A 15,371-nucleotide genomic window follows, 5' to 3' on the forward strand; every position below is an offset into this window, starting at 1 on the left:
ACGCCGTCTTGTCTTGCCGTCTTGTCTCGCCTTCTAGTATTACTTCCGGGTATCGATCCGGCCGTCGTGATCGGGCCGGGCGCGCACATGGGTCGCGCCGTACCACAGATGCTCCCACCAGTGATCGCGCGAACGCACGGTCAGCAGGCACTTCTGGTCGAACCCCTGTTTGAACACTTGATCGGGACAGAGGTTCGAAGCCATCGCATGGCGCTGGTTTTCGGCATTGACGAGCGCAATGCCGAGCCAGACGGTCGTCAGGACGAAGATGAGCGCGAGCGCCCACGCGACGTGATTCACGTTACTCGTCTCGAACAAGTTTTCCTCTTTGGGTCGGGACCCTTCGTAAATCTTGAGGATCTCGCCTTCGACTTTGTCGCTCATTTTTCCTTGGCTGCCTTCGCCACCAGTGCATCGAGGACCTGGCCGGTCGCCGTCATCAGCTGGCCCATGTCCTGGATCTTGTTCGATTGCGCCACCGTTGCCGGCGACACGACGTATTTGCCGTCGATAACGACGGTCGGGGTGCTGCTGGCTTTATACGCTTCGGCGATCTGCGGCAGGCGCTTGAGCTTGGTCTGCACGCCGAACGAGTTCCACGCTTCGAGGAACTTGGCCTTGTCCAGGCCGTTCGAGGTAGCCCAGGCGATGATGTCGTCGTCCTTCATCAGGCGCTTGCGCTCGACATGCACGGCGCGGAACACGCGATGATGGTACTCCTCCAGCTTGCCCATGGCGTCGAGCGTCAGGAACAGGCGTGCCTCAGGATCGCTGGCGCCCTGGAACGGCAGCGGGATGCGGCGCATCACGATGTTGTCACCCTGCTTTTTGACCCAGTTCACCAGGCTTGGTTCGAACGCATTGCACGCGCCGCAGTGGTAGGCGAAGAACTCGACCACTTCGACCTTCTTGCCCACGGTCTGGGTCGGCTGCGGGCTCGCGAGCACGGTGTATTCGGCGCCGACGCGTGGATCGGTTGGCGAAGCATTGGCGAAACCGGCAACCAGGGCAGCGGCAACGAGGGCGAAACGCAGGGTGCGCATAAAATCCTTCCAAAAGAATGAACGAACGACCGCGAGATTACCACTTTTTGCGGTTCCCCTGTCCCAGGAGCACGATTTTTTGCATTTGCTTACGGCTGAAACAGGGGCGTGGTGACTTTCAATCTACGCCGGCGGCATGAATAGTCAAGTCACCGGGGCCGGCGCCCACGCGCTTGTTCGAGCATCGCGCACAACTGCGCCGCACCCTCGGCCGTACGCGGCCCCGCCCGGTTAGTCAAATCGCCATCGATCGTGAAGATATTGTCACGCCGGACAGCGGTCATGCCCTTGAACGCCTGCCACATCTTCCCGCCGGGATCGTCGGGCTTGTCGCGCCCGCCGACCAGGATGACTTCGGGGTCGGCCTCGATCACCGCCTCGACGCCGACCTCCGGCGCGATCGTCTTCACCGCACCGAACAGATTGCGTCCGCCGCACAGGCGCACCATGTCGCTGGCGATGTGGTCGTCATTGAGCGTGTAGAGCGGCCGCGGCCACACCTGGTAGAACACGCCTACCTGCGGCCGGCTGGCGTAGCGCGCCTTGAGCGCCGCGATCCGGTCGCCATAGTCGCGCGCCGCCGCCTGGGCGGCCGGCTCGGTGCCGAGCAGCCGGCCCAGGCGCAGCAGGCTGTCGCCGATCTGGGCCAGCCGCCCCGGTTCGCTGTGGTAGACCGGGATCCCGAGCCGCTCCAGCTGCTCGACCTGCCGCGTCGGGTTGCCGCTGTGCCAGACCACGACCAGGTCGGGCTTGAGCGCCAGCAGGCGCTCGAAGTCGAGCTTGTTATAGCTGCCCACCTGGGGCAGCTTCTTGGCTGCCTCCGGGTAGTCGCTATAGTTGACGGCGCCGACCACGCGCGCCCCGCCGCCGGCCGCGTACAGCAGCTCGGTGACGTGCGGCGCCAGCGACACCACGCGCCGGGCCGGCTGCGCCAGCGTCACCGTGCGGCCGACGTCGTCGACCACCGTGACGCCGGCGCCGGCGAAGGCCGGCAGTACCGCCAGCACCAACCCGATCAGACGCTTCATGGCCTTAGAAATCGAAGCGCAGCGACAGTTTCAGTTGGCGGCCATCGCTTGGATAGATGCCGTCACGGCAGCTGAAGGCCTGGCTGTAGTACTGGCGATCGGCCAGGTTCAGGCCCGACACCGCCACCTCCCACGGGCCGAAACGGCGCGCATAGCGGGCGTCGATCGTGGTGAACGATGGAATGCGGGTGCTGCAACCGTTGGTGAAGTCGTTGCCGTAGCGCTGGCTGTCGACCCACTGGGCGCCGATGTCGGCGGTCTGGCCGTCGCCCGGCGTCCAGGCCAGGCGCGCGGTGACGACGTGCTTCGGCACCAGCACCATCTCGCGGCCGGCGTTGGGGCCGTCGCGGAACTCGGCCTGCACGTATTGCCATGAACCGGTCAGGCGCCAGGCGTCGGCGAACACGGCCTGCCCTTCCAGCTCCACGCCCTGGCGGCGGGTCGGGTCGAGGTTGGTGTTGGCGCCAAAGCCGATGGTCGGGTCGTAGTAGATCTCGTTGGTCAGGCGGTGGCGGAATACGCGCGCAGTCGCTTTACGCGCCTCGGTGCCGGCGGCCACGCCCAATTCCAGGTCGCGCGAGGTTTGCGGCTCCAGCACGTCCAGGGTCGAACGGTAGGAGTTCTCGTCGATGTTGGCGATGCGATAGCTGCGGCCGGCCTTGGCGAACACGGCTACCTGCGGCATCACGTCGATGCTGCCTTCCACGGTCCAGGCGTTGAGCGACTGCTTGCGATGCTCGCCCAGGACAGCCGGGAAAGCCAGCGGGTCGCTGTAGTCCTTCTCGAAGCGTTCATGGCGGCCGCCGACCGCCAGGCGGGCGTTGTGCGGGGCGTTCCAACGCAACTCGTCGCGCAGGTAGAAGGCTTTCGAGTCCTGGCGCGCGTCGCCCGCCGAATAGCTGGACGTGACCTTGCGGTCCCAGCGGATCAGGTCGATGCCGGTGACGAACTCGTTGCGCTTGTCACCGAAATCGACCGTGTGGCGCAGGCGTGGCGAGAACTGGGTTTGCTCGGCCTCGTAGGTCGATGCGGTCGTGCCCCACTCGGAGAAATAGGTCGACGCGACGTCGCGCTCGCGGTGCGACAGCTCGGCCGCCAGGTCGAAGGCGCCGACACGGTGCTCGACGAAGGCGGTCACGCGATCGGTGTCGAGCGAGCCGAAATCCTTTGGCGTATCGGTCTGGGTCGGAATGGTCAGGAACTGCGCTTCGCTCAGCGAACCTGGCAGGCGCGAGTCGGAACGCGAACTTTCGAAACGCAGGCCGGCGCGGCCGTTCGGCGCGTACGCATACTGCACGCCGCCACTGAAGCTGGTCTGCTCGTACTTGTTGTTGTCGCGGTAGTTATCGGTGCTGCGATCGGCCACGGCGGCATCGAACGACCATGGACCGGCGCCGTGGGTGATCGAGGCGCGCAGGTCTCGGTGGTCGAAGCGGCCGGCTTCGGCGAACAGCGAACTGTGCGTACCGGCGCTGCCGCCGCGGCGGGTGACGATATTGATCACGCCGCCGGTGGCGCCATCGCCGTACAGCACGCTGCTGCCGCCACGCGTGATCTCGATGCGCTCGACCGTGTCCAGGGGAATAGTCGACAGCACGGTGTGCGCCAGCTCGTTCTCGTTCAGGCGCACGCCGTCGACCAGCACCACCGTGTTCTGGGCGCTATTGGTGCCGAAGCCGCGCAGGTCGAGGCCGAAGTCGGACGAGCCGTCCAGGCTCTGACGGCCGAATACGCCGCCGATCTTGCGGATCGCCGCATTGACGTCAGTGGCGCCGGCGCTGCGGATCTGCTCGGCGGTGATGACGGTGGCGCCGATCGGCGTGGCCTGGGCCGGGAAGCGCGGGCCGGTGATGAGGACCGAAGGGACAGTGTCCTGGGCCGTGGCATAAGGGACGGACAGGACGAAGGCGCAAGCCAGTGCGAGTGGCGCGCGGCGCGGTGCGGCTGCAAAAATCATGATGAATGTGTTCTCGATAAAAGGCACCGGCCCGCGTCCCCGCAGGCCAGAGTCAACTAAAAGCGCCTGGCGCTTCCACCTGCCTTGGCCGGTATCCGGGCTGGCAAGCATGACGACCTCACCTTCCTGTGCGGCATGCACAGTGGTTATCGAGACCGCCTGCCACGCTGCACATGCAGGCGTGGCGCTTGTTGACCGTTGCGGGGGCAGCACACTTCCATGGCGGCGCGTGGCGCGGCCATGTCGTGTTTCCCGTTTAACTTCGCGCACCTGGATGTGCGCGAGAGCACCAAAACGGGGCGATTATACCTTGACAAGGTGCGGCCTGCCCGGCCGCCGGCAGCTTGCCGCGGGATCGGCTACCATCGTTGTTTTCATGCTTCATAAGGAGCTGCCATGGCACGTCTACCCACCTACTTCGTCTCGCACGGCGGCGGCCCCTGGCCGTGGATGCGCGAGCAGTACGGCACTGCTTACGACCAGCTGGCCGACTCGCTGGCAGCGCTGCGCGTCGAGGCTGGAGAGACGGTGCGCGCGGTGCTGGTCGTGACCGCCCACTGGGAGACGCCGCAGTTCATGGTGTCGTCGGGCACGGCGCCGGGCATGATCTACGACTACGGCGGCTTCCCGCCGCACACCTATAAGGTGAAGTACCCGGCGCCGGGCGAGCCGGCGCTGGCGCGGCGCGTGGCCGACCTGCTCGAGGCCGCGGGTCACCCGGCTACGCTGGACGCCGAACGCGGCTTCGACCATGGCACGTTCTCGATGCTGTACCCGGTCTATCCGGAAGCGCGCATGCCGGTGGTGCAGCTGTCGATCCGGCGCGACCTGGATCCGGCCACCCACCTGGCGGCGGGCCGCGCACTGGCGCCGCTGCGCGATGAGGGAATCCTGATCATCGGCAGCGGGCTGTCGTATCACAACCTGCGCCAATTCGGGCCGAATGGCCGCGAGGCGTCAAAGGCCTTCGATGGCTGGCTGCAGCACGCGCTGCTCGAACTCGAGCCGTCGCAGCGCGAACAAGCCTTGCTGCGCTGGGACACTGCGCCACAGGCACGGGCAGCGCATCCGCGCGAGGAACACCTGATACCGCTGATGGTGGCATTGGGGGCGGCCGAGCAAGAGGCGGCGGCCTGCGTCTATCATGAAGACGCGTTCATGGGGAATCTGGCGGTGTCGAGTTTCAGGTTCGGAGAGCCGCCGCAGGTTTAAGCAATCTGCTGCGCCGCCAGCACGTTGTACCCGCCTTCGCGGGTACAACGTGCTAAAGCTCACTCAGGGAACGCACACTGGTAGCGAGCCTTACGTCCCGCGCTTGCCGCGCGCCGCTTCCTCGGCCTTGGCGGCGGCCTTCTCGGCCGCGATGCGGGCCTTCTCGGCCACCTCGGCCTCGTGCTGGGCCAGGCTGGCAGCACGCGATTCGGGCGTTTCCAGGCTGATGCGGCCCAGCGCGCCCTGGCGATAGTCCTGCAACAGGGTGTGCGCCGCCTTCTCGTAGTCGTAGTCGCCGCCGCGCACGCGGAAGCCACGGCGCTGCGCCACACCCTCGACCACCGCCACGCCGTCCATGCCTTCGGTCTTGAAGCCGTAGCGTGCAGTCAGCAGCTGCGGGTAGCGCTGCAGCAGCAGTTCGCCCAGATATTCGGCCACTTCTTCCTCGACCAGCGCATTGGTGCCGATCGCGTGGCTGGCGGCCAGCATCAGGCCGTCGCTGGCCATGGCGATCTTCGGCCACAGCATGCCGGGGGTGTCGACCAGCACCACGTTCTTGTTCAGGTATAGGCGCTGCTGGGTCTTGGTCACGGCCGGCTCGTCGCCCACCTTGGCCACGCGCTTTTTCAGCAGCGCGTTCATCAGGGTCGACTTTCCGACGTTCGGAATACCCATGATCATGATCCGCAACGGCTTGGTCGGCACGCCGCGGTGCGGGGCCAGCGACAGGGCCAGCTCCGGGATGCGGGCGACGTCGGCCGGCTTCTTGGTCGTCATCGGATAGGCGGTCACGCCATCCTGGGCATCGTAATAGGCTTTCCAGGCGGCGGTCGCGTTCGGGTCGGCCAGGTCGATCTTGTTCAGGACCTTCAGGCAGGGGCGCTGGCGGAACTTGCGCAGCTGGTCTACCAGCGGGTTGCAGCTCGCCTCGGGCAGGCGCGCATCGAGGACCTCGATCACCAGATCGATGTTTTCCATCTGCTCGGCTGCTTCCTTCTTGGCCGCGTTCATGTGGCCAGGGAACCATTGTATCGACATGCTCAACTCTCTTAATCTTTCGTCCAAGGCGCTATTTTACGCTGAGCGTCGACACAAACGTAGCGGCGCAGCCACAAGGCCTCTTTCCATCGCGCACATCGTTGAGCTATTGCAACACTGATGACATATTCCGCGCGCACACTGCCCTCTTGCCTGCACTAGACGGAGATGGGAATGCGCGTACGGGAAAAACTGAAACGGTCGCTGGCACGCTGGTATGGCGTGCTGATGCTGTGCTGCGCCATCTTGGTGTCGGCGATGGTCGAGCAGTTGCCCCTGCTCCCTTACTGATCCATCCTGCCTATCCCGCAGTCTGCCGGCGGCATCGCCGCCTGCGGATCGAAGCGCGCCAGCCGCGTACGGGCCGCGGCGCGGTCCTTCGCATACTCGGCCAGGTAGCGGCTGCGCTCCTCGCTCTGCCACTCGGTATCCGGCACGCCGTCCAGCGAACGGGTGCGGCTGGCAAACACCTTTCCCTCCAGGCGCGGCAACAGCAGGCGGTCGGGGTCGAGATTCTCGCGCAGCAGATAACCTTCGACGTCGCGCAGCAGCAGCGGCAGGCGCGGCGCGCCGTCGTGCAGCAGCTTGCCGTGCACCTGGAGCCGCACCTGCTGCGCGCCCTGCCCCAGCACCTCGTTGAAGGTGGCCAGCGCGAACGGCCGGCCGGCCGCATCGTCGACGCGCCCCGTGACCACATAGCGTCCGGGCAGGCGCACGTCCAGCGGCAGCGCGAACTGCAGCGCGCCACCATCGACCGCCTCGCGCGGCCTGCCGCTCCAGCTGGCCGGCGACTGCGGCGAGTAGATGACGTCGAACAGCACGACACCTTCGCGGCCGCCGGCCTGGTAGCGGACCTCGAGCCGGATGGTGCCGTGGAATCCGGCCAACGCCGTCTGCGCCGGCGCCAGTGTCCCGCGCCAGGCCGCGCCTTCGTCCGCAAACGGCACGGCAACCTGGGGCGCCGGACGACTCTGCCCATACGTCATCCCTTGGGCCAGCGCGCGCGTGACGACCAGCGGCTGCGGCTGACCGCCCCCATCCAGCGCGCGCAGCGAAAAATCGGCCTGCTCGCCCGCCGCCAGGTAGACCCGCGACTGCGCGGTCTGCAGCTGGACCTCGGGGTGGCTGTCACCGCCCTCCGCCCGCATCGGATTGGTCTCGAGCAGCGGCTGGTTCGGATACAGCTGGTCGGGATGGTGGCCGGCCGGCCGCGATTCGTGCGGATAGCGTGAATGCGCCAGGTAGCTGCAATAGGTGTGGTCGGTCAGGCGGACCTGTTCGACCAGCTGGCGCCGGCGCGCGGCACGGTTTTCGGGCGGGGCCGTGACGGTCCGCGCCGCCGCAATGGGCGCCGCTGGTGGCGCCTGGGGCGCCTCGGGCACCGCCTCGCCCTCGCGCATCAGTGTGATCAGCCCCAGGCCGATGCAGGCCGCCACGCCTGCCGCCGCCGGCCAGCGCCTACGCCAACGCCACCCCATACTGTGCCCCTAGTTGGCGGTGTCGGTCATCGCCTGGCGCACGACCCCGATGATGCCCTCCCAGTTGCCGTCGCCGTAGTGATCGAAGTCTTCGCGGTCGTCGCGGAAGGCGACCGAGTGCCAGCTCCACTTGACGCTGCCGCCCTGGTTCGGTTCGGTGCCGTAGCGCAGGTCGTCGCAGAACCAGTCGCCCGGATTGCAGAGCGAGCGGCCGGAGTTGCCGGCCGCGCCGCCGCTGCTGTGGTAGGCCACGACCTCGTCGTCCTGGCCCGGCAGCAGGAAGGAGTACACGGTGCCGCGCGCGCCGGCATAGCGGTAGAACCAGATATTGCGGGTATCGTTGTGGTTGTACATGGCGCGCACGGTGCCGGTGCGCAGGTCTTGCACCAGCGGCTCGGAAGTGGTCCAGGCGCCGGCATTGGCCAGTTCGGAGCCGCCCGCGGCGCCCGACGCCACTCTCACCCACTTGATGTTCCAGCCGCCCTGCACGCCGCCCGCATCGCCGCAGACGCCGTCCGCGTTCGGTGTGGCGTTCTTGAGCGCGCGCGTGGTGCCTCCGAAATTGGCCAGGGTGTACCCCAGCAGCGGCTCGCCCGCGCTGTAGGCCGCGATATAGCACCAGTTCTGGCCGGTGCAGAAGCAGTCGAGCGCGTCGCGCACGCGCCCGCTCTGCGAAGCGATGCTGCTGTAGCCGTCCCAGTTGACGGCCTTCTTGTTGACGCCGGCAGGCGTGGTGTCCGGCCCCCAGTAGCGGAAGTCGGCGTAGTTGCCGGGCGTGCCGCCGCTGTTGCGGCCGGGGTCGCGGCCATTGAGCCAGAGCGTGTAGTTGGCGGCCTCGGCCAATCCCGCAGCCGACAACAGGCAGAGCGCACACAGGGTGTGTTTCTTGTTCACGGTTCTCTCCTCTACGCGAAAGCGGCTGAGTAGCTGCCGGTATGCGTTAGTGGTCAGGAGAGTCACTTGGGTTCCCGCCTCCGCGGGAATGACGTGCTGAAGTACCTATTCGAAGTCGCGTCAGCGGCGTTCAGGCTTTGCGAAAAAACGTCGTTCCCGCGGAGGCGGTAACCCAAGTCATCACGCAAGCCACGCCCGTCAACCACCCTACTCCAGATCCGCCATCACCTTCAAATGCGCCACCACGCTGCGCCCCAGCGCCGACAGGTCGTAGCCGCCTTCCAGGCAGCTCACGACGCGCCCGCCAGCGTGTTCCCTGGCCACCGCCATGATCTGGCGCGTGATCCACGCATAGTCGGCCTCCACCAGGCCCATGCCGCCCATGTCGTCGTCGCGGTGGCCGTCGAAGCCGGCCGAGATGAAGATCATCTGCGGCTTGAAGGCGTGCAGGGCCGGCAGCCACTGCTCCTGCACCAGCGCGCGCACCGCGTCGCCGTCGCCGCGCGCGGGCACCGGCACATTGATGCGGTTGGCCGTGACCGGTTCGACCTCGCTATAGGGATAGAACGGATGCTGGAAGAAGCTGGCCATCAGCACGCGCGGCTCGTCGCGGAAGGCGTCGGCGGTGCCGTTGCCGTGGTGGACGTCGAAGTCGACGATCGCCACGCGCTCCAGGCCGTGGGCCTCGAGCGCATGGCGCGCCGCGATCGCGACATTGTTGAAGAAGCAGAACCCCATTGGCGCGGTCGGCGTGGCGTGGTGGCCGGGCGGGCGCACCGAGCAGAAGGCGTTCGAGACGCTGCCCTTGATGACGTCGTCGGTGGCGGCCACCGCGGCGCCGGCCGCGCGCAGCGCCGCCTGGTAGCTGTAATGACAGAGCGAGGTATCGCCGTCGAGCGGGTAGTAGTCGCCGGGCGTGGCCGGCACGTGGTCGCGCACCAGCGCCAGCGCCCCTTGCGTATGGTTGCGCAACACCTGTTCGACCTCGGCCAGCGGCGCGCTGCGCTGCTCGATCAGCCCGTCCAGCCGGGCCAGGATCAGCTGGTCGTCGATCGCCTGCAGGCGGGCCGGGGATTCGGGGTGCCAGTTGCCCATTTCATGCCGCAGGCAGTCCGGGTGGCTGTAAATCGCTGTACTCATGGTGCTCTTGTCTCCGACTATGCTCATCCATTCACCCCCTGCTTTGCCGTTCTCGCATAGAATTCCTTGGAACGGCTGGCACTTGCCAGGGCATGAAGCTTGCCAATGGCACTAATCTACCACGGCATGCCACGGCTACGCTCAGCCGCCGCCGTAACGCAGACGCATCGACCAACCACGGGAAATCCATGTTCAACAAATTGCACGCCGTCGCACGCCAGGTCAACGAGGTCGTAGTCGGCAAGGACCAGCAGGTGCGCCTGGCCCTGACCTGCATGCTGGCCGGCGGCCACCTGCTGCTGGACGACCTGCCTGGCGTCGGCAAGACCACCCTGGCGCATGCGCTGGCGATTTCGCTCGGCCTGCGCTTCAACCGGGTCCAGTTCACCAGCGACCTGCTGCCGGCCGACGTGGCCGGCATCTCGGTCTACGAGCGCGACAAGAACGAGTTCGTATTCCACCCCGGCCCGATCTTTACCCAGGTGCTGCTGGCCGACGAGATCAACCGCGCCACGCCCAAGACCCAGTCGGGCCTGCTCGAGGCGATGGAAGAGCGCCAGGTGTCGGCCGACGGCGTCACGCGCCCGCTGCCCGAGCCCTTCTTTGTGATCGCGACCCAGAACCCGGCCAACCAGGTCGGCGTGTTCCCGCTGCCCGAGTCGCAGCTCGACCGCTTTTTGATGTGCCTGAGCCTGGGCTACCCGGACGCCGCCGCCGAGCGCGCGCTGCTGATGGGCGAAGACCGGCGGAGCATGTTGAAGACCCTGCAGCCGGCCATGCTGCCCGAGCAACTGGCGCAGGCCCAGCGCCAGCTGCGCGAGATCCACGCGTCGAACAGCCTGGTCACCTACGTACAGGCCCTGGCCCAGGCCTCGCGCCAGAACGGCCTGTTCGCCGAAGGCCTGTCGCCGCGCGCCGCGATCGCCCTGCTGCAGGCCGGCCGCGCCTGGGCCGCGCTGGAAGGGCGCGACCACGTGATCCCCGAAGACATCCAGGCCGTGCTGGTGCCTGTCTGCGCGCACCGGCTGCGGCCCCTGCGCGCCGCCCACGGCACCGCGCTGGCCAGCCGCGACCTGGTGCTGCAGTTGCAGAAGGCGGTCCCGGTCTGATGGCGCAGGCGGTCCAGAAGGTCCAGGGGTTGCGCGGGCGGCTGCGCCGTGCGACCGGCGCATGGCTGCCGCGCGCCGGCCAGCTGGACACCGGCGAGGTGGTCATCAGCCAGCGCCGCGTGTTCATCCTGCCCACCCGGGCCGGCCTGGGCTTTGCCCTGCTGCTGGCGGTGCTGTTGATCGGCTCGATCAATTATGCGCTGGGCCTGGGCTTCGGCCTGACCTTTCTCGCGCTGTCATGCGCGCTGGTGGACATGGTCGCCACCTACCGCAACCTGGCGCACCTGGCCCTGCAGCAGGGCCGGGTCGCGCCCGTGTTCGCCGGCCAGGAAGTCCAGTTCGAGCTGCAGGTCTTCAACCGCACGCGCCTGGCGCGCTACGCCATCCGCGCCGATTTTGCCGACGCCGCCAATCTGACTGAACCGCGCCACGTGGCCGACATCGCGCCCGGCACCCATGCGATCCTGGCCCTGTCGGTGCCGACCCTGCAGCGCGGCTGGCTGGCGCCGGCCCGGGTCAAGCTGTCGACGCATTTTCCGCTCGGCCTGTTCAACGCCTGGAGCTACTGGCGCCCGGCCGCGCGCGCCCTGGTCTATCCGCGTCCCGAGGATGGCGCACCAGGCCTGCCGCTGGGCGGCGGCAGCGGCAGCGGCAGCAGCCTGCGCGCGGCTGGCCACGACGATTTCGCCGGCGTGCGCAACTACCAGGCCGGCGACTCGCCGCGCCAGCTGGCCTGGCGCCAGATCGCGCGGCTCGATCCCAGTATCGTCGGCGCCCTGGTGTCGAAGCATTTCGAGGGTGGCGGAGGCGACGAGCTGGTGCTCGACTTCGATGCCTTGCCCGCCACGCTCGACCTGGAGCTGCGCCTGTCGCGCCTGACGCGCTGGGTGCTGGAGGCGGAAAGCCGCGCCCTGCCCTATGCCTTCCGCCTTGGCGCGCTGCGGTTTGACGCCGCCCTGGGCGCGGCCCACCAGGCGGCCTGCCTGCGCGCGCTGGCGCTCCATGGGATCGATGAGGGGCTCGCATGAAGCTGCTGGCGACGCCGCTCACCCGCGACAAGGCCGACACCCTGCTGCTGCTGGGCAGCGCGGTGCTGGTGCTGGCGCCGCACACCCTGCACCTGCCGCTCTGGGTCTCGCTGCTGTGCGGCGCGACCCTGGCCTGGCGCGCCGCGATCACCCTGCGCGGCAAGCGCATGCCGCCGGCCCTGATACTGTTGCCGGTGGCGGTGGCCGCCATGGCCGGCGTGCAGTTCAGCTACGAGACCCTGCTCGGCAAGGATGCCGGGGTGGCGATGCTGGTGCTGCTGGTCGCCTTCAAGATGCTCGAGATGCATGCGCGCCGCGACCTGTTCGTCGTGATCTTCCTGTGCTTCTTCCTGGTGCTGACCAACTTCTTCTATTCCCAGGGCATCGGCACCGCCCTGCTGACCGTGGCCTCGGTGCTGCTATTGCTGGCGACCCAGCTGTCGTTCCAGTTCACGGGCGCCGTGCCGCCACTGCGCACGCGCCTGGCGATGGCCGGCCGCACGCTGGCCTTCGCGCTGCCGATCGCGATCGTGCTGTTCGTGGTCTTCCCGCGCATCCACGGCCCGCTGTGGAGCATGGCGGGCGATGCCGGCAGCGGCTCGCGCTCGGGCCTGTCGGACACGATGGCGCCGGGCCAGATGTCGAACCTGGCCCTGTCCGAGGAACCGGCCTTCCGCGTGCGCTTCATGACGCCGCCCCCGATGCAGTCCCAGCTCTACTGGCGCGGCCCGGTGCTCGATTTCTTCGACGGCCTGACCTGGTCGCGCGGCGCCAGCCAGGCTTCGGGCCGCGACCTGCACCTGGCGGTACATGGCGATGCGATCGACTACGAGGTCACGCTGGAACCCTCGCAGTCGCGCTGGGTGTTTACGCTGGAGATGCCGGGCGAGCTGCCGCAGGTGGCGGGCCACGAATTGCGCCTCTCGCCGCAGTTCGAGCTGACGGCGAACGACGCGCTCAGCAGCCGGGTGCGCTATCGCGCCAGCTCGCACCTGCAATTCGCTTTCCAGGGCGGCCCGACCCTGGACGACGCCGGCCGCTGGCTGCTGCTCCCGTATGGCTTCAACCCGCGCGCGCTGGCCGCCGGGCGCGCGCTGCGCCGGCTTCCCGATCCAGTGCAGCGGGTCGAGGCGGTGCTGGCGCAGTTCCGCGAGCAGCCCTTCGAATACACGCTGGCGCCGCCGCTGCTGGGCCGGCACTCGGTCGACGAATTCCTGTACGGCACCCGCTCGGGCTTTTGCGAACACTATTCGGGCGCCTTCGTGTTCCTGATGCGCGCGGCGGGCGTGCCGGCGCGCGTGGTGACCGGCTACCAGGGCGGCGAGACCAATCCGCTCGACGGCTTCATGACGGTGCGCCAGTCCGATGCCCATGCCTGGGCCGAAGTCTGGATCGCGGGGATCGGCTGGCAGCGGGTCGACCCCACCGCGGCGGTAGCGCCCGAGCGCGTGCGGCGCGGCCTGGACGCCTCGGTGCCGCGCCCGGCCCCCTTCGGCATCGAGGCGCTGCGCGGCATGAATCCCTTCCAGGGCGGCGCCAATGCGTGGCTGGCCCAGCTGCGCAACGCCGTCGGCGCCGTCAACAATGGCTGGAACCAGTGGGTGCTCAACTATACGCCCGAGCGCCAGCGCGACGTCGTGCGCGACCTGCAGCGCAAGCTGTTCGGCTGGCCTTTTATCGCTCTGCTAACGTCTGTTGCCCTGGGCCTGGCCTTGCTGGTCTTTTTGCGCCGGCGTCGGGAAATCCACCCGGTCGATGCTCTATACTCGACCCTGTGCAAGCGTCTCGGCCAGCTGGGCCTGGCGCGCGCGCAGGACGAAGGACCGAGCGCCTACGCGGCGCGGGTCGCCGGCGCCAGCGAACTGGCGCCGCAAACACGCGCGGCGGCACAGGAATTCCTGCGTCGTTACAGCGCCTGGCGCTACGCGCCCCCGACAACCGATCCCCGGCTTAACGCCACCTTGAAAAGCTTATTGTCGCAAGTCAGATGAAATCGATCGCAATCCTGTTTTCCGCGCTCGCGCTTGCCGCCGGCGCGCATGGCGATGCCCTCGCCGCTCCCCAGTCCACCGCAACGCAAGCCGCCATGACGGCCTCTGCCGACCAGGACCCCGAACACGTGAACTTCGTCGAATGGCTGCCGGTGCGCGAGTTCATCGAAGAGATGGTCACGCAGCACGGCTTCGAACGCGAGGCCCTGCATACCCTGTTCGGCCAGGTCCGTTTCATCGACCGCGCCGTGCAGCTGGTCAAGCCGGCGCCACCGGGCAAGCCGAAGAACTGGCAAGCCTATAGCGCGCGCTTCATCGAGCCGATCCGCATCCGCGCGGGCGTGCGCTTCTGGAACGAGAACTTTGACGCGCTGGCGCGCGCCGAGGCGGCCTATGGCGTGCCGGCCGAGATCATCGTCGGCATCATCGGCATCGAGACCATCTATGGCCGCGATACCGGCAAGTTCCGCGTGCTGGACAGCCTGACCACGCTCGCCTTCGCCTATCCGGAAGCGCCGAACCAGGCCGCGCGCAAGGCGTTCTTCCGCGAAGAGCTGGCCAATACACTGGTGCTGGCGCGCGAGCGCGGCTACGATCCGTTCTCGCTGCTGGGTTCGTTCGCCGGCGCGGTCGGAATGCCGCAGTTCATGCCGAGCAATATCCTCAAGTACGGCGTCGACTTCGACAGCGACGGCCGGGTCGACCTGCGCGGTTCGGCCACCGATGCGATCGGCAGCGTGGCCAACTTCCTGGTCCAGCACGGCTGGAATGCCGAGCACCGCGGCCCGACCGTGTTCGCGGCCGACGTGTCGCCCACGCGCGCCTGGGAAGGCTTGCTCGGGCGCGGCCTGAGCGCGACCCTGCGTCCGGAAGAACTGCGCGAAGCTGGCGTGGTCACGGGCACGGCGCTGGCGGGCGACCGCCTGTACGGCCTGATCGACCTGCAGAATGGCGCCGAAGCAACAGAATATTGGGTGGCTAACGATAACTTCTATGCCATCACAAAATACAATCGCAGTTACTTCTATGCCATGTCGGTCGTCGACCTGGGGCGCGCGGTGCGTGCGGCACGGCCCAACTGACTCTTTCCTAACGGGAAACTTTGTAATCCTTTGTAACAGGTTTCCCGCTTTCTCCTTCCGTTGGTCGTAGGCATTATCCTACATACCCCCCAGGGGTATCCGCCGACAACATTGTTGTGTCCGTGACAAAAATAGCACTGATAGCAACATACCCCCCTTTTTCTTTCCATTTCATCAGCAAATCTCGTACCGTGCGGCATCAAATGCTGGATGCCCGTACACTAGTACTTAAACAAAAAACAATATATTTCTCTAGTGACTTTGTGAGAGAATTGCATTGCGGCTATTGTTGCAATGAGACAACAAAATCCGAGGTGAGAGAAATGATTCCGACTTGCTCATGAGTATCGGAATAAAAATAGTTGTACAAT

At 67.1% G+C, this 15,371-nt stretch carries 13 protein-coding genes and 1 riboswitch; of the genes, 5 read left to right on the plus strand and 8 right to left on the minus strand.

Annotated features, from left to right (window positions below; all coding sequences use genetic code 11):
- Positions 1-39 precede the first annotated feature (39 nt).
- From SOM61_RS15775 to SOM61_RS15790, 4 genes are all read right to left on the minus strand, one after another.
- A complete protein-coding gene (locus SOM61_RS15775) occupies positions 40-384 on the minus strand; it encodes a hypothetical protein (RefSeq protein WP_320474960.1) in 345 nt (114 codons plus the stop codon).
- Positions 381-1,043 carry a thiol:disulfide interchange protein DsbA/DsbL gene (locus tag SOM61_RS15780; RefSeq protein ID WP_123071425.1) on the minus strand — a complete coding sequence of 221 codons (663 nt, stop codon included), beginning with the start codon at positions 1,041-1,043 and terminating at the stop codon, positions 381-383. The genes SOM61_RS15775 and SOM61_RS15780 overlap by 4 nt, the downstream gene beginning before the upstream one ends.
- A gap of 149 nt (positions 1,044-1,192) precedes the next feature.
- Entirely contained in the window at positions 1,193-2,071 is an 879-nt protein-coding gene (locus SOM61_RS15785; RefSeq protein WP_320474961.1) for a cobalamin-binding protein, read from the minus strand.
- Between the two features lie 4 nt (positions 2,072-2,075).
- The gene (locus SOM61_RS15790; protein WP_320474962.1) at positions 2,076-4,028 is read right to left on the minus strand and encodes a TonB-dependent receptor; all 1,953 of its coding nucleotides are present in this window, start codon (positions 4,026-4,028) and stop codon (positions 2,076-2,078) included.
- A gap of 69 nt (positions 4,029-4,097) precedes the next feature.
- A riboswitch (cobalamin riboswitch) is annotated at positions 4,098-4,337 on the minus strand.
- An 87-nt stretch (positions 4,338-4,424) separates the two neighbouring features.
- On the opposite strand from SOM61_RS15790, the gene SOM61_RS15795 reads away from it, so the two are divergent.
- The gene (locus tag SOM61_RS15795; protein ID WP_320474963.1) at positions 4,425-5,240 is read left to right on the plus strand and encodes a DODA-type extradiol aromatic ring-opening family dioxygenase; all 816 of its coding nucleotides are present in this window, start codon (positions 4,425-4,427) and stop codon (positions 5,238-5,240) included.
- Positions 5,241-5,330: 90 nt separating this feature from the next.
- Here the strand turns inward: SOM61_RS15795 and ylqF are convergent, their stop codons facing one another.
- From ylqF to SOM61_RS15815, 4 genes are all read right to left on the minus strand, one after another.
- Positions 5,331-6,278: a ribosome biogenesis GTPase YlqF gene (gene ylqF, locus SOM61_RS15800; protein ID WP_320474964.1), complete on the minus strand. Its 948-nt coding sequence runs from the start codon at positions 6,276-6,278 to the stop codon at positions 5,331-5,333.
- Between the two features lie 284 nt (positions 6,279-6,562).
- Positions 6,563-7,756, minus strand: a complete 1,194-nt coding sequence (locus SOM61_RS15805) for a hypothetical protein (protein WP_320474965.1) — start codon at positions 7,754-7,756, stop codon at positions 6,563-6,565.
- Between the two features lie 9 nt (positions 7,757-7,765).
- Entirely contained in the window at positions 7,766-8,650 is an 885-nt protein-coding gene (locus tag SOM61_RS15810; RefSeq protein WP_320474966.1) for a hypothetical protein, read from the minus strand.
- A 207-nt stretch (positions 8,651-8,857) separates the two neighbouring features.
- Positions 8,858-9,790 (minus strand): histone deacetylase family protein, encoded by a 933-nt coding sequence (locus tag SOM61_RS15815; protein ID WP_320474967.1) that lies wholly within the window; start codon positions 9,788-9,790, stop codon positions 8,858-8,860.
- A gap of 188 nt (positions 9,791-9,978) precedes the next feature.
- Between SOM61_RS15815 and SOM61_RS15820 the strand changes: the two genes are divergently transcribed.
- Genes SOM61_RS15820 through mltB form a run of 4 tightly spaced genes read left to right on the plus strand, consistent with a single transcriptional unit; the run spans position 9,979 to position 15,000 of the window.
- Entirely contained in the window at positions 9,979-10,899 is a 921-nt protein-coding gene (locus SOM61_RS15820; RefSeq protein ID WP_320474968.1) for an AAA family ATPase, read from the plus strand.
- Positions 10,899-11,927 (plus strand): DUF58 domain-containing protein, encoded by a 1,029-nt coding sequence (locus SOM61_RS15825; RefSeq protein WP_320474969.1) that lies wholly within the window; start codon positions 10,899-10,901, stop codon positions 11,925-11,927. Before SOM61_RS15820 ends, SOM61_RS15825 begins: the two co-directional genes overlap by 1 nt.
- Entirely contained in the window at positions 11,924-13,918 is a 1,995-nt protein-coding gene (locus tag SOM61_RS15830) for a transglutaminase TgpA family protein (protein WP_320474970.1), read from the plus strand. Before SOM61_RS15825 ends, SOM61_RS15830 begins: the two co-directional genes overlap by 4 nt.
- Entirely contained in the window at positions 13,915-15,000 is a 1,086-nt protein-coding gene (gene mltB, locus SOM61_RS15835; protein WP_320474971.1) for a lytic murein transglycosylase B, read from the plus strand. The genes SOM61_RS15830 and mltB overlap by 4 nt, the downstream gene beginning before the upstream one ends.
- Positions 15,001-15,371 lie beyond the last annotated feature (371 nt).

The sequence above is a fragment of the Massilia sp. CFBP9012 genome (genome assembly GCF_034045115.1).
Taxonomy (GTDB): Bacteria; Pseudomonadota; Gammaproteobacteria; order Burkholderiales; family Burkholderiaceae_D; genus Telluria.